The sequence below is a fragment of the Streptomyces pathocidini genome, assembly GCF_001418495.1.
GTDB lineage: Bacteria > Actinomycetota > Actinomycetes > Streptomycetales > Streptomycetaceae > Streptomyces > Streptomyces pathocidini.
In genome coordinates, this window is the sequence record NZ_LIQY01000365.1 from 1 (window position 1) to 12789 (window position 12789).

Here is a 12789-nt window from a genome sequence, read left to right on the forward strand (position 1 = left end):
CCCCCAACCTCTTCGACCTGCACCCGCCGTTCCAGATCGACGGCAACTTCGGCGGCGTCTCCGGCATCACGGAGATGCTGCTGCAGAGCCACACCGACGAGGTGGAGCTGCTGCCCGCCCTCCCCGTTGCCTGGCCGGCCGGCAGCTTCCGCGGCCTGCGCGCCCGCGGCGGCTTCGAGGTCGACCTGCGGTGGACGGCTGAGGGAGTGGAGCAGGCCGTGATCCGCTCCCTGCTGGGCCACCCGGTCCGGATCCGCACGCCCCATCCGGTGGAGGTGGACGGCGCGCGGGCCGAGCGGCCCGAGGCGAATGTCGTGGTCTTCGACACGCGGCCCGGCGGGGAGTACCGGCTGCGGCGCGGCTGAACGGGGCTCGTGCCCCGACCCGTTCCATCCCGAACCGGCTCGCCCCAGGCCCCGCCAGGGCCCTGGGGCTCGCCCCAGTTACTTCTCAGAGTGGAGGAGTACCCGATCATGATCGACGAACCACGTCAGAACGAGCACCCGGGCCCCATGGCCCGGCGGGCCTTCGTCGCGGCATCCGGTGCGCTCGCGGCGGCGGTCGCTCTGCCGGGCGGCCTGGCCCAGGCAGCCGCGTCCGGCAGCAGCACTCCAACGGCCGCCGCGGCAGGGGATATTCCGGCCTTCCCGGGCGCCGAGGGTGGCGGCAAGTACGCCACCGGCGGCCGCGGCGGCACCGTCTACGAGGTCACCACCCTCGCCGACTCCGGGCCCGGCTCGCTGCGCGACGCCGTCTCCGGTGACAACCGCACCGTCGTCTTCCGGGTCTCCGGCAACATTGAGATCGAGGGCGGCCTGGACATCACCGGCTCGAACCTCACCATCGCCGGCCAGACCGCCCCGGGCGGCGGGATCTGCGTGGTGGGCAACGAGACCGAGATCAAGGGCGACAACATCATCCTGCGCTACCTGCGGTTCCGCGCCGGCGACACCCTCGGCACCGGGATCGACTGCTTCGGGATGGAGGGGCGGGAGAACGTCATCATCGACCACTGCTCGTTCAGCTGGGCCGTGGACGAGAACTGCTCGCCGTACAAGAACAAGAACGTCACCGTGCAGTGGTGCATCATCTCCGAGCCCCTGACGATGTCGGTCCACGAGAAGGGGCGGCACGGCTTCGGCGGCATCTGGGGCGGCGACAACGTCACGTACCACCACAACCTGCTTGTCCACAACGGCGGCCGCAACCCCCGGTTCGGCTTCGAGCAGGGCCTCCCGCAGCAGGTCGACCACCGCAACAACGTGATCTACAACCACGGCTACACCTCCTGCTACGGCGGCGAGTGGGCCGAGGGCATCAACATCGTGGGCAACTACTACAAGCCGGGCCCGAACACGGTGGCCGATATCGCGCCGGTGATCGTCCGCCCCGACAGGTTCGGCTCCTGGTACGTCGCCGGCAACGTCGTCGAGGGCCACGACGACGTCACCCAGGACAACCGCGAGGGCATCGAGCTGAACGTCGGCGGCATCACGCTGCTCGACAAGCCCGTCCCCCTGCCCGATCCGCTGCCCGAGCAGAGCGCGGAAGCGGCGTACGAGGCGGTCCTCGCGGGCGCGGGCGCGGTCCTGCCGCGGCGCGACGCGATCGACGCGCGGATCGTCAACGACGTCCGCAACGGCACCGGACGGATGATCAACTCCCAGAAGGAGGTGGGCGGTCCGGTGCCGCTGGCCTCCACGGAGCCGCCCGCCGACTCCGACCACGACGGCATCCCGGACGACTGGAAGGGGGACGCGAAGGACGGCTACACCCGGCTCGAGGTCTACCTCAACTCGATCGAGCGCAGCGGCAGGGACAACCCCACGGTGACCCTCAAGTCCCTCACGCCCGACCAGGTCTTCGCCGTGTCGGGCGGCACTGTGGACGTCGGCATCGCGGTCGAGGCGGCCGCGGCCGAGGGCGAGTCCATCGCCACCGTCGAGTACTACGCGGGGGAGAAGAAGCTGGGGGAGACCACCTCCGCACCCCATGAGTTCACCTGGTCCGGCGCTCCGGACGGCACGCACTACCTCACCGCGCGTGCCACCGACGGCTCCGGCACCGCCACCACCTCCACCTGCACCCCGGTCCACGTCAACCACACGACGGCGATCACGCCGTGGCGGCTGAAGAACATCGGTAAGGTGCCCATAGCCGGCTCGGCGGCCCTGGAAGACGGGATCGTCACGCTCAAGGGCTCCGGCAAGATCAAGGGCCGCAAGGACGCCTTCACCTTCCTCTACCAGCCGATCAACGCGCCCGCCGACGACGTCGTGGAGATCATCACCAGGGTCGACTCCGTCAGCGCGGTCTACGAGGGTGTGATCGCGGGCCTGATGATCCGCGAGAACCTCACGCCGGACTCGGCGTTCGTGATGTTCGGCCTCTCCTACCTCGAAGGCGGGCTGAAGGCCAGGGGCCTGAGGATCGGCCGGTACGGCACAGCGACCTCCGACGGCCTCTACCCGTACGAGGGCTCGGATGACGAGCACCTGGACGACAAGCCGTACTGGCTGCGGATCACCAAGCGCGGGGCCGAGTTCCAGGCGCACATCTCCTCAGACGGGCTGAACTGGGGGAGCCACATCGTCTACGAGCGGATCCCCATGGTCGACCGTGTCTACGTGGGCCTCGCGGTCGACGCCAACAAGGAGGCGAACGGCATCGCCAACTACTGCACGGCCACGTTCGGCAAGGTGCAGATCAACCGGTGAACAGGGGCCTCTGCCCCGACCCGGGGCAGGGGCCTCTCCTCAGCCGGCCCCCGGAGCACCGTGCGGAACGGGAAGCACGCGCCGCGGAACGGGAGGCAGGCGCCACCGCTGCCTGTGCCTCGCCTGCCTGCGCCCCGCCTGCCCCTGTCCCGGCTACATGCATCCCGGCTACATGCGCGGCCGGGCCAGGAAGGCGATCGTCTGGTCGCGGACCCGCAGGATGTGCGTCTCCAGCAGGTCCCGCGCCCCCAGCCGGTCGCCGCTCTCCAGCGCGTCGACCACGGCGCGGTGCTCCGCCACGGCCGCGTTCAGCCGGGACGCGGTGATCGGGGCCTCCATGCCGGTGCGCGTGACATGGATGCTCAGGTGCAGGTCGTCGTGGAGCGCGAGCAGCCTCGGCAGCCCGCCCAGCTCCACCAGCGCGCGGTGGAAGCGGCTGTCGTTCTCCCGGAACCCGATGTAGTGGGCGTGGTCCTCCAGGGACAGCCGCGCCAGCTCCTGTGCCTCGTCCACGAGTTCCCGCAGCCGCGCGGGCGGTTCGCGGTCCGTGCGCTCCGCGAACAGCCGCAGGGCGTGCGACTCCAGCATCAGCCGCAGCTCGAAGAGTTCGTAGAGGCTGGAGAGCGAGGGAATGGCGACCGTGAACCCCGCCGTCGCGTCGTACGCCAGCAGGCCGCGCTCGTAGAGCCGGCCGACCGCGCTGCGCACCGGCGTGCGGCTCATGCCGAGGCGCCGGGCGAACTCCCGTACCGGCACGGGCTGTCCGGGCGCCGGATGCTCCTTGGTCAGCCACTCGACCAGGGCCTCCCGGGCGCGGCTCTCCAGGCTGTCGTCCGGCGCGGGGCCCGCGGCCGACGGTGGGGCCGCCGCGGTGGCCCCCTCGAGGGTCGCCTTCTCGCGGGCCGTTGCCGTTCTCGGTGGGACCATGCCGCCTCCCTGGCGCCGGTGTTCGGTTCGAGCGGGCGACTCGAGCCATGTGCCGGGCCCATGGTATGCCGCTGGTTGACCGGCGTCTCCCCTTGTTCGCGGGTGACAACCAAAACTTGCCGCACAAGGGTTGACGGGGTGTGACCGGAACCACAAACTCATGGCATACCAGTGACATGCCCTTGGGGGTCCCGTGTCCAACCGAGAAACCATCAGGCACTTCGACCGGCGAGATGTGCTGCGCGCGGGCGCCGGCCTCCTCGTGGTCGCCACCGCGTCCGGCTGCGGATTCTTCGAAACCGATCCGGACAGCGCCAAGGGCGCGGGGCAGAAGGGCAAGGAGGCACCGTCGCTCAAGGCGCGGGTCGAGAAGGGCAAGCTCCCCGAGGTCGGCAAGCGCCTCCCGCAGCAGCCGTTGGTGGTCAAGCCGCTGGAGGAGACCGGTGTCTACGGCGGCACCTGGCACTCGGCGATGATCACCCAGGAGGACGTGGGCTGGCTGCGCTTCAGCCTGGGCTACGAGCCGCTGGTGCGCTGGGCGCCCGAGTGGGAGGGCGTCACCAAGACCAAGCTGCTCCCGAACGTCTGCGAGAAGTACGAAGTCCTCGACGGCGGCAAGGAGTTCGTCTTCCACCTCCGCAAGGGCCTGAAGTGGTCCGACGGTAAGCCCGTCACCGCGGAGGACTTCGACTTCGCCTTCACCGACTACAACGTAGACCGCGACCTCCACGCGTACGGCATCTACGAGCTGTGGCTGTCCAAGTCCGGCAAGCCCGCCCGCTTCGAGGCCGTGGACGACCACACCGTCAAGTACGTCTACGAGGAGCCCAAGCCGGGCTTCCTGGAGGAGATCGCCGGCGTCAGCGGCGTCCTCATGTTCTTGCCCAAGCACTACCTCAAGCAGTTCCACCCCAAGTACAACAAGAACGCCAACGCCGTGGCGAAGAAGGCCGGGTCGGCCGACTGGATCAACCACATGCCGATCGTCACCGAGTCGTGGAACAACCCGAAGATGCCCACCGTCAACGCCTGGATCCCCAGGAACGCGGTCACCAAGGGCAGCCAGGTGGTCTGCGACCGGAACCCGTACTACTGGAAGACCGACCCGGACGGCAGTCAACTGCCGTACATCGACAAGGTGATCGTGGACGTCCTCCAGGAGGTGGAGGTCGAGGTCCTCAAGATCTCCAACGGCGATCTGGACATGCAGCTCTACCAGTTCGGCACCGTCCGCAACAAGCCGGTGATCTCCCGCAACCGCTCCAAGGGCGGCTACCGCCTCATCGAGGTCGAGCCCGACGCCGCGAACACGATGATCATCGGCTTCAACCAGACCCACCCCGACAAGAAGAAGCGTGCGGTCTACGCCAACAAGGACTTCCGCATCGGGCTGTCGCACGCCATCAACCGGCAGAAGATCATCGAAACCGTCTTCGCCGGTCAGGGCAGGCCCTGGCAGGCCGGGCCCAACCCGGGGAACGAGCTGTACAACGAGGAGCTGGGCACCCAGTACACGGAGTACTCGGTCGCCAAGGCCAACGAGTACCTGGACAAGGCCGGGTTCACCAAGCGCAACGGCGACGGCATCCGCCTTACCAAGGACGGCGACCCGGTGGCGTTCACCGTGCTGGTCGTCTCCGACTCGGCCGACCAGGTCGACGCCATGGACATGATCCGCACCGACTGGCGCAAGGTCGGCGTGGACGCCACCGTCTCCCGCGTGGCCGAGACCCTCTACTGGGAGCGGGTCGAGGCCGGCAAGTCCGAGGCCGCCACCTGGGACTGCAACAACTTCGACGTGCGCACCGGCAGCGGCGGCAACCACTACTACCTGCCCAACAACCCGCGCGGCTCCTCCCGCTTCGGCGGCGAGTGGGCCAAGTGGTACATGCGCGAGGGCAAGGACGGCGAGGAGCCCCCGGCCCGGATCAGGGAGCAGCTGGAGCTCTTCGACGAGATGCGCGCCACCTTCGATCCCGACGAGGCCCTCCGGATCGCCCAGCAGGTCCTGGAGATCACCAAGGAGGAGTTCTACTACATCGGGATCTCGACACCGCCCAAGGACTACGGCATCGCCAAGACGTCCCTGGGCAACGTGCCCAAGTCCTTCAGCGGCGCCGCGTTCCACATGGCGCCGGGCCCGAGCAACACCAGCACGTACTTCTTCAAGGCCAAGGCCTGACGACGGACGGGAGTCACACGGAATGCTCTCGTTCCTCGGCCGCCGCCTGGGGTGGATGGTCATCACCCTGTGGGCCGTCTCGCTGGCGACGTTCTTCATCATCAGCCTGCCGCCGGGCGACTATGTCTCGACGCTCCAGGCCAACGCCGAGGAGCGAGGGGAGGTCATGGGCCCGGCGGAGGTCGCCGCACTGCGCGAACGCTACGGCCTGGACCAGTCGTTCTTCGCCCAGTACTGGAAGTGGATCAGCAACATCCTCCTCCACGGCGACTTCGGCCAGGCCTTCGCCTGGAACAACCAGCCAGTCGGCGACCTCATCTGGGACCGCGTGGCCCTGTCCTGCTTCCTCTCGGTCGCCACCATGCTGATCATCTGGGCCATCGCCTGGCCGATCGGCATCTACTCAGCCGTGCGCCAGTACTCGCCCGGCGACTACGCCGCCACCCTCTTCGGGTTCATCGGCATGGCCGTACCGGAGTTCATGCTGGCGCTGGTGCTGATGTGGGTCGGCATGCGCTACTTCCATCTCAGCCCCGGCGGCCTGTTCTCGCCGGAGTACCAGGACGCCGCCTGGAACCTCGGCAAGCTCCTGGACGTGGCGAACCACCTGTGGCTGCCGATCCTCATCATCGCCGTCTCCGGCACCGCGGGCGGCATCCGCATCATCCGCGCCAACCTGCTGGACGAGCTGTACAAACCGTATGTGGTGGCGGCCCGCGCCAAAGGGCTGCCCGAGTGGAAGCTGCTGCTGAAGTATCCGGTGCGCACCTCGATGAGCCCGTTCTTCTCCACCGTCGGCTGGCTGCTGCCCGGTCTGATCAGCGGTGAGACCATCATCTCGATCGTGATGAACCTGCCGACCACGGGCCCGCTGATGCTCGGCGGCGTCCTCAGCCAGGACATGTACCTGGTCGGCAGCTTCATTCTGATCCTGTCCACCCTGACCGTCGTCGGGACCCTGGTCAGCGACCTCGCCCTCGCCTGGTGGGACCCCAGGATCCGGCACAGCTACGAGGGAGGGTGAGCGGCTGATGCTGACCAAGTCACCGCAGCCCGAACGGGCCGCCGCCGTACTCGCCGACGAGGCGCCGGTCCTCGGCGGGCAGGCCTCGCCCTGGCTCCTGATATGGCGCCGCTTCCGCAAGCACCGGCTGGCGCTGGTCGGCGCCGTGGTCGTGCTGCTCGCGTATCTCGTCGTCGTCTTCGCCGAACTCCTGGCGCCCGGCTCGCCCAGCACCGCCGACGAGAAGCACACCTACGCACCGCCGCAGATCGTCAAGGTCGACCTCAGCTGGCAGGACGGCCTCCAGTTCTACGCCAACGCCTACACCACCAAGCGCGACCCGGAGACGTTCGAGCAGATCCACACCGTCGACCCCGACAAGCGGATCCCGCTGACGTTCCTCGCCCAGGGCGACTCCTACGAGATGTGGGGACTCATCCCCTGGGACCGGCACCTCTTCGGCCCAACCGACCCCGACCAGAAGGTCTACTTCCTGGGCACCGACAGATCGGGCCGCGACCTGCTCTCCCGGATCATCCACGGATCGCGCGTCTCGCTCTCCATCGGCCTGGTCGGCGTGGCCGTCAGCTTCCTGCTGGGGCTGCTCTTCGGCGGTATCTCGGGCTACTTCGGCGGCACGCCCGACCTGGCAATCCAACGCGTCATCGAGTTCCTGATGTCGATCCCGACGCTGCCGCTGTGGCTGTCGCTCTCCGCCGCAGTCCCCGACGAATGGGGGCCGCTCTCCCGGTACTTCGCCATCACCACGATCCTCTCGGTGATCGGCTGGACGGGCCTGGCGCGGGTGGTGCGCGGCCGCTTCTTCTCCCTGCGCGAGGAGGACTTCGTCACGGCCGCCCGGCTGGACGGCTGCGGCCGGCGCCGCATCATCTTCCGGCACATGGTGCCGTCCATGTCCAGCCATGTGATCGCCTCCCTGACGATGGCCGTCCCCGGCATGATCCTCGGCGAGACCGCGATGAGCTTCCTGGGCCTGGGCCTCCAGTCACCGGCCGTCAGCTGGGGTGTGCTCCTGCAGGAGGCGCAGAACATCCGCACCGTGGAGACCGCGCCCTGGCTGCTGATCCCGGGCATCGCGGTCATCGTCACGGTCCTCGCCATGAACTTCGTCGGCGACGGGCTGCGCGACTCCGCCGATCCGTACAAGTAGCAGCGAAGGAGCAGAGCCCGTGAGCGAGACCGTCCTGCGGGTCAAGGACCTGCGAACGCAGTTCGCGCTCGACGACGGTGTGGTCAAGGCGGTCGACGGGGTGGACCTGGAGATCGGCCGCGGCGAAGTTCTCGCCGTGGTCGGCGAGTCGGGGTGCGGCAAGAGCGTGATGGCCCGCTCGATCCTCCGCCTGGTCGACAAGCCCGGGCGGATCACCGGCGGCGAGATCTGGGTGAGGGATCCGGCGGGCGGCGGCCTGGTGGACCTGGTGCCGGCCGATGTCCGCACCGTGCGCCAGGTGCGCGGCAAGCGCATCGCCATGGTCTTCCAGGAGCCCATGACCTCCATGAGCCCCATGCACACCCTCGGCAACCAGATCGGCGAGGCCATCCTGCTGCACGAGCGGGTGACCAAGGCCGAGGCCCGCGAGCGCACCATCGAACTCCTCGGCCGCGTCGGCATCCCGGCCCCCGAACGCCGCGTCGACGCCTACCCGTTCCAGATGAGCGGGGGCATGCTGCAGCGCGCGATGATCGCCATGGCGCTCTCCTGCAACCCCGAACTGCTCATCGCCGACGAGCCCACCACCGCCCTGGACACCACCACCCAGGCGCAGATCCTCGAACTGCTCGACTCCCTGCGGCGGGACCTCGGGATGGCGGTCATGCTGATCACCCACGACCTGGGTGTCGCGGCCCGACTGGCCGACCGGATCGCGGTGATGTACCTCGGCTCCGTCGTCGAACACGGCGACACCGCCTCGGTCTTCCGCGCCCCCCGCCACCCGTACACCAAGGCCCTGCTGGGGTCGGTCCCCAAGCTCGGCTCCGGCTCCCGCGCCCGGCTCACCCCCGTACGCGGCATGGTGCCGCACGCCTACCAGCGCCCGACCGGCTGCCCCTTCCACCCGCGCTGCGAGGAGTTCATGGCGGGCCGCTGCGAGGTGACCGTGCCCCGGCCGACGGCGGGGCCGGAGCCCGGCAGGGAAGTGCGGTGCCTGCTGTACGAGGACGGCGGCGGATCGCACAAGAATGCCGGCCTGTCGAAGGCCGGGGACAGCGCCGGGGACGGCACCGGGGACAGCGAGGGGGACGCGTGATGGTGACGGCGACCGATCCGCGGCAGGCGACCGCGCTCCTGGAGACCCGGGGCCTGACCAAGCACTTCCCCATCCGCCAGGGCCTGTTCGGCCGTACCGTGGGCCAGGTCAAGGCCCTCGACGGGATCGACCTGCGCATCGCCGGCGGGCAGACCGTCGGCCTCGTCGGCGAGTCCGGCTGCGGCAAGAGCACCCTGGGCCGCTGCCTGCTGCGGGTGCACCAGCCCACCGCGGGAGAGATCCTCTACCGCGCACCCGATGGCACCCCCGTCGACCTGGCCGCCCTCGACGAGCAGGGCCTCAAGCCCTACCGCAGCCAGATCCGGCTGATCTTCCAGGACCCCTACTCCTCCCTCAACCCCCGCATGACCCTCCTCCAGATCGTCGGCGAGCCCCTGAAGGTCAACCTCGGGCTGGCCCGGCCGGAGATCGAGGAACGCGTGGCCGAGCTGCTGCGCAGAGTCGGACTGCGCCCCGAGTACATGCACCGCTACCCCAACGCCTTCAGCGGCGGCCAGCGCCAACGCGTCGGCATCGCCAGGGCGCTGGCGCTCTCCCCGCGCCTCGTCGTGGCCGACGAGGCGGTCAGCGCTCTGGATGTGTCCGTCCGCGCCCAGATCCTGAACCTCCTCAAGGACCTCCAGGAGGAGTCGGAGCTGACCTACCTGTTCATCTCGCACGACCTCGGCGTGGTCGAGTACATGGCCGACGAGATCGCCGTCATGTACGTCGGCAGGGTCGTCGAGACCGGCGAGACCGACGCCCTCTACGCCCGCCCCCTGCACCCCTACACCGAGGCCCTGCTCTCGGCCGTGCCCGACCCGGCACCCTCCTCCCGCCGCCGGGAGCGCATCGTGCTGCGCGGCGAGGTCGCCGACCCCTCCCGCGTACCGTCCGGCTGCCCGTTCCACCCGCGCTGCTTCTACGCGCAGGACCGGTGCAAGACAGAGGTACCGGCCCTCCGCGAGATCGCCCCGGGCCGCACCGCGGCCTGCCACTTCGCCGACCAGCTCCAGTTGAGGGGGGTGGGGGAGTGACCCCCGCTGCGCACATCGACGCGCGCTTCGACGGCGCCGTACAGGAGTCGGACCTGCACCCCGGCGCGTACGAGGCGCTGCTGCCCGTCATCCACCCCGGGGACAGCCACGCCGCCAACCTCCTCGAACTGGACAACGGGGACCTGCTCTGCACCTGGTTCAACGGCCCCGACGAGGGCGACCCGGGGACCAACGTGGTGCTCTCCCGGCTGCCCCACGGCTCAAACCGGTGGACAGCGCCCGTCCTGCTGGCCGACGACCCCGACCGGGCCGAGCAGAACCCGGTCCTCGCCCACGGCCCGGACGGCACCCTGTGGCTGTTCTTCCCCTCCGACGAGCCGCACGACCAGAAGACCGCCCGGCTCACTGTCCGCGACTCGGCCGACGGCGGGCGCAGTTGGAGCCCGCCGCGCACCCTCTTCGAGGGCCCCGGCCTCTTCGTGCGCAACCCGCCGCTCCTCCTCGGCGACGGCTCCTGGCTGCTGCCCGCCTACTGGTGCCGCAAGGACGGCGAGCACTCCACCGTGATGATCAGTCAGGACGGCGGCGGGACCTGGAGCGAGCACGACCTGCCGGACAGCGACCACCTCGTCCAGATGACGGCCGTCCAGCGGGACGACGGATCGCTCTACGCGATGTTCCGCAGCCGCGCCGCCGACCGGATCCACGCCGCCGAGTCCTTCGACCTGGGCCGCACCTGGACGCCGGTGGCGAAGACCGAACTGCCCAACAACAACTCGGCCGTCCAGCTCACCCGGCTGCACAGCGGAGCGCTCGCACTCATCTACAACGACGCCACCCTGGAACGCGACCAGTACCGATGGGTCGGCGAGGGGGCAGGCCGCCGCAAGAAGGCGCTGCGCACCCCGCTGACCCTCGCCCTCTCCGACGACGGCGGCCGCACCTGGCCGCACCGGCGCGACATCCAGACCGCCGACCAGGAGTACTGGGACAACGAGCTCGGCTACTCCTACCCGAGCATCCTCCAGACCCGTGACGGAGGACTGCACATCGCGTACTCCTTCCTCCGCAAGACCATCAAGCACGTACGGGTCGAGGAGGACTGGATCAGAGGCGGGCGCCGGTGACGGTGGAGCAGTGGGACGTCTGCGAGTTGAGGCTGGAGGGCCCCGCCGACGGCAACCCGTACACCGACGTCCGGCTCGGCGCCCGGTTCCAGTACCGCAACCGCGTGGTCGACACCGACGGCTTCTACGACGGCGACGGCGTCTACCGCGTCCGCTTCATGCCCGACCGGCCAGGCCTCTGGCGCTACGTCACCCGCTCCGACTCCCCGGCGCTGGACGGGCGGCGCGGCACCTTCGAGTGCACACCGGCGCGGCCCGGCAACAACGGGCCGGTACGGGCCACCGGGTCGGCGTTCCGGTACGCGGACGGGACGCGCTACCTCCCGGTCGGCACCACCTGCTACCACTGGACGCACGACCTCGACGAGGACCTGGAGCGGCACACCCTGGACGCCCTGGCAGCCTCCCCCTTCAACAAGGTCCGGATGTGCCTGCTCCCGACCGCCGAGATGGCGCCCCCGCTCATCGCCTTCGCGGGCGACACCCCGGGGCAGTTGGACAAGACGCGCTTCAACCCGGCCTTCTTCGCCCACTTCGAGCGCCGCCTGCGCGACCTGCTCGCGCTCGGCATCCAGGCCGACGTGATCCTCTTCCACCCCTACGACCGCGGCCACTGGGGCGTGGACGACATGACCCCCGAGGAGGACGCCTTCCTGCTGCGCTACGTCCTGGCGCGGCTGTCGGCGTTCCGGCACGTGTGGTGGTCGATCGCCAACGAGTACGACTTCAACCACGCCAAGACCGTCGAGGACTGGGACCGCCTGGGCCGGTTCGTGCAGCGCCACGACCCGTACCAGCACCTGCGCTCGATCCACAACGGCACCAAGATGTACACCTACGAGCGCATCTACGACTTCAGCAAACCCTGGACCACCCACCAGTCCATCCAGCACTGGGACGCCTCCCTCACCGGCCGGTGGCTCGCGGCGTGCGGCAAACCGGTGGTCATCGACGAGATCGGCTACGAGGGGAAGGTCGGCCGGCGCTGGGGCAACATCACCGGCCGGACCCTGGTCCGCCAGTTCTGGCACGGCTTCGCGGCCGNNTGGATCTCCATCGGCGGCCGGCTGCGCGGCGACAGCGTGGAGCGCATCGCGTTCCTGCGCGGGCTGCTGGAGGAGGGCCCGGACGACCTGGCGGCGGCGCGGCGGGAGGGCTCGTACCTGCTGGAGTACTTCGGCGACCACCAGCACGCGTACCGCGAGGTGACGCTCCCCCCGGGCGCCGACTACCGCGTCGACCTGATCGACACCTGGAACATGGCGGTCACCGAACTGGACGGGGTGTGGCAGGGATCGGTGCGGGTGGAGCTGAAGGGGCGGCCGGACATGGCGGTGCGGATCAGGAGGACGGGGTGAGGGAGATGGCGGGGGAGCCTTCGCCGGCGGTGGAGCGCTGGGGAGTGCTGGAGTTGGAACTGCCGGGCCCGGCACGGGACGTGGTGTTCTCGTCCGAGGACGGCCGGTGCTTCGCCTCCTCTTCCTTTCCCGACGGGCGCGGCCGCCATCTGCTGCGCTTCATGCCGGATGCGGAGGGAGAGTGGACGTACGAGGGGCCGCGGGGGG

General features: G+C 69.6%; 12 protein-coding genes. 11 read left to right on the forward strand and 1 reads right to left on the reverse strand.

Translation table 11 applies throughout. The features are described 5' to 3' along the window. Both AOK16_RS17455 and AOK16_RS17460 read left to right on the forward strand, forming a co-directional pair. A partial coding sequence (locus AOK16_RS17455) for a glycoside hydrolase family 95-like protein (RefSeq protein WP_338058493.1) occupies nucleotides 1-365 on the forward strand: 365 nt, incomplete at its 5' end. A gap of 108 nt (nucleotides 366-473) precedes the next feature. After that, nucleotides 474-2717 (forward strand): Ig-like domain-containing protein, encoded by a 2244-nt coding sequence (locus tag AOK16_RS17460; protein WP_079101495.1) that lies wholly within the window; start codon nucleotides 474-476, stop codon nucleotides 2715-2717. A 168-nt stretch (nucleotides 2718-2885) separates the two neighbouring features. Here the strand turns inward: AOK16_RS17460 and AOK16_RS17465 are convergent, their stop codons facing one another. Further along, a complete protein-coding gene (locus tag AOK16_RS17465) occupies nucleotides 2886-3644 on the reverse strand; it encodes a GntR family transcriptional regulator (RefSeq protein ID WP_055473166.1) in 759 nt (252 codons plus the stop codon). 193 nt (nucleotides 3645-3837) lie between these two features. On the opposite strand from AOK16_RS17465, the gene AOK16_RS17470 reads away from it, so the two are divergent. From AOK16_RS17470 to AOK16_RS17505, 9 genes are all read left to right on the forward strand, one after another. After that, nucleotides 3838-5826, forward strand: a complete 1989-nt coding sequence (locus AOK16_RS17470; protein ID WP_157859240.1) for an ABC transporter substrate-binding protein — start codon at nucleotides 3838-3840, stop codon at nucleotides 5824-5826. 22 nt (nucleotides 5827-5848) lie between these two features. Continuing rightward, on the forward strand, nucleotides 5849-6850 hold the full coding sequence (locus AOK16_RS17475; RefSeq protein ID WP_055473168.1) for an ABC transporter permease: 1002 nt from the start codon (nucleotides 5849-5851) through the stop codon (nucleotides 6848-6850). Nucleotides 6851-6857: 7 nt separating this feature from the next. Beyond that, nucleotides 6858-8000, forward strand: a complete 1143-nt coding sequence (locus tag AOK16_RS17480) for an ABC transporter permease (RefSeq protein ID WP_055473169.1) — start codon at nucleotides 6858-6860, stop codon at nucleotides 7998-8000. 19 nt (nucleotides 8001-8019) lie between these two features. Continuing rightward, nucleotides 8020-9099 carry an ABC transporter ATP-binding protein gene (locus tag AOK16_RS17485; protein WP_055473170.1) on the forward strand — a complete coding sequence of 360 codons (1080 nt, stop codon included), beginning with the start codon at nucleotides 8020-8022 and terminating at the stop codon, nucleotides 9097-9099. Then, nucleotides 9099-10136 carry an ABC transporter ATP-binding protein gene (locus AOK16_RS17490; protein ID WP_055473171.1) on the forward strand — a complete coding sequence of 346 codons (1038 nt, stop codon included), beginning with the start codon at nucleotides 9099-9101 and terminating at the stop codon, nucleotides 10134-10136. Before AOK16_RS17485 ends, AOK16_RS17490 begins: the two co-directional genes overlap by 1 nt. Next, nucleotides 10133-11224: a sialidase family protein gene (locus tag AOK16_RS17495; protein ID WP_205627713.1), complete on the forward strand. Its 1092-nt coding sequence runs from the start codon at nucleotides 10133-10135 to the stop codon at nucleotides 11222-11224. The genes AOK16_RS17490 and AOK16_RS17495 overlap by 4 nt, the downstream gene beginning before the upstream one ends. Nucleotides 11225-11226: 2 nt before the next feature. Beyond that, nucleotides 11227-12268: DUF5060 domain-containing protein (locus tag AOK16_RS29305; protein ID WP_420865388.1), on the forward strand; the 1042-nt coding region annotated here is incomplete at its 3' end. 38 nt (nucleotides 12269-12306) lie between these two features. After that, nucleotides 12307-12582: a DUF5605 domain-containing protein gene (locus AOK16_RS29310; RefSeq protein WP_420865389.1), complete on the forward strand. Its 276-nt coding sequence runs from the start codon at nucleotides 12307-12309 to the stop codon at nucleotides 12580-12582. Nucleotides 12583-12587: 5 nt separating this feature from the next. Further along, nucleotides 12588-12789: DUF5060 domain-containing protein (locus AOK16_RS17505; protein WP_240483617.1), on the forward strand; the 202-nt coding region annotated here is incomplete at its 3' end.

Excerpts from the sequence above, each read along its gene's own strand:
- AOK16_RS17460 (WP_079101495.1), top strand. The coding sequence starts at position 474 with ATGATCGACGAACCACGTCAGAACGAGCACCCGGGCCCCATGGCCCGG.
- AOK16_RS17465 (WP_055473166.1), bottom strand. The coding sequence starts at position 3,644 with ATGGTCCCACCGAGAACGGCAACGGCCCGCGAGAAGGCGACCCTCGAG.
- AOK16_RS17475 (WP_055473168.1), top strand. The coding sequence starts at position 5,849 with ATGCTCTCGTTCCTCGGCCGCCGCCTGGGGTGGATGGTCATCACCCTG.
- AOK16_RS17480 (WP_055473169.1), top strand. The coding sequence starts at position 6,858 with ATGCTGACCAAGTCACCGCAGCCCGAACGGGCCGCCGCCGTACTCGCC.
- AOK16_RS17490 (WP_055473171.1), top strand. The coding sequence starts at position 9,099 with ATGGTGACGGCGACCGATCCGCGGCAGGCGACCGCGCTCCTGGAGACC.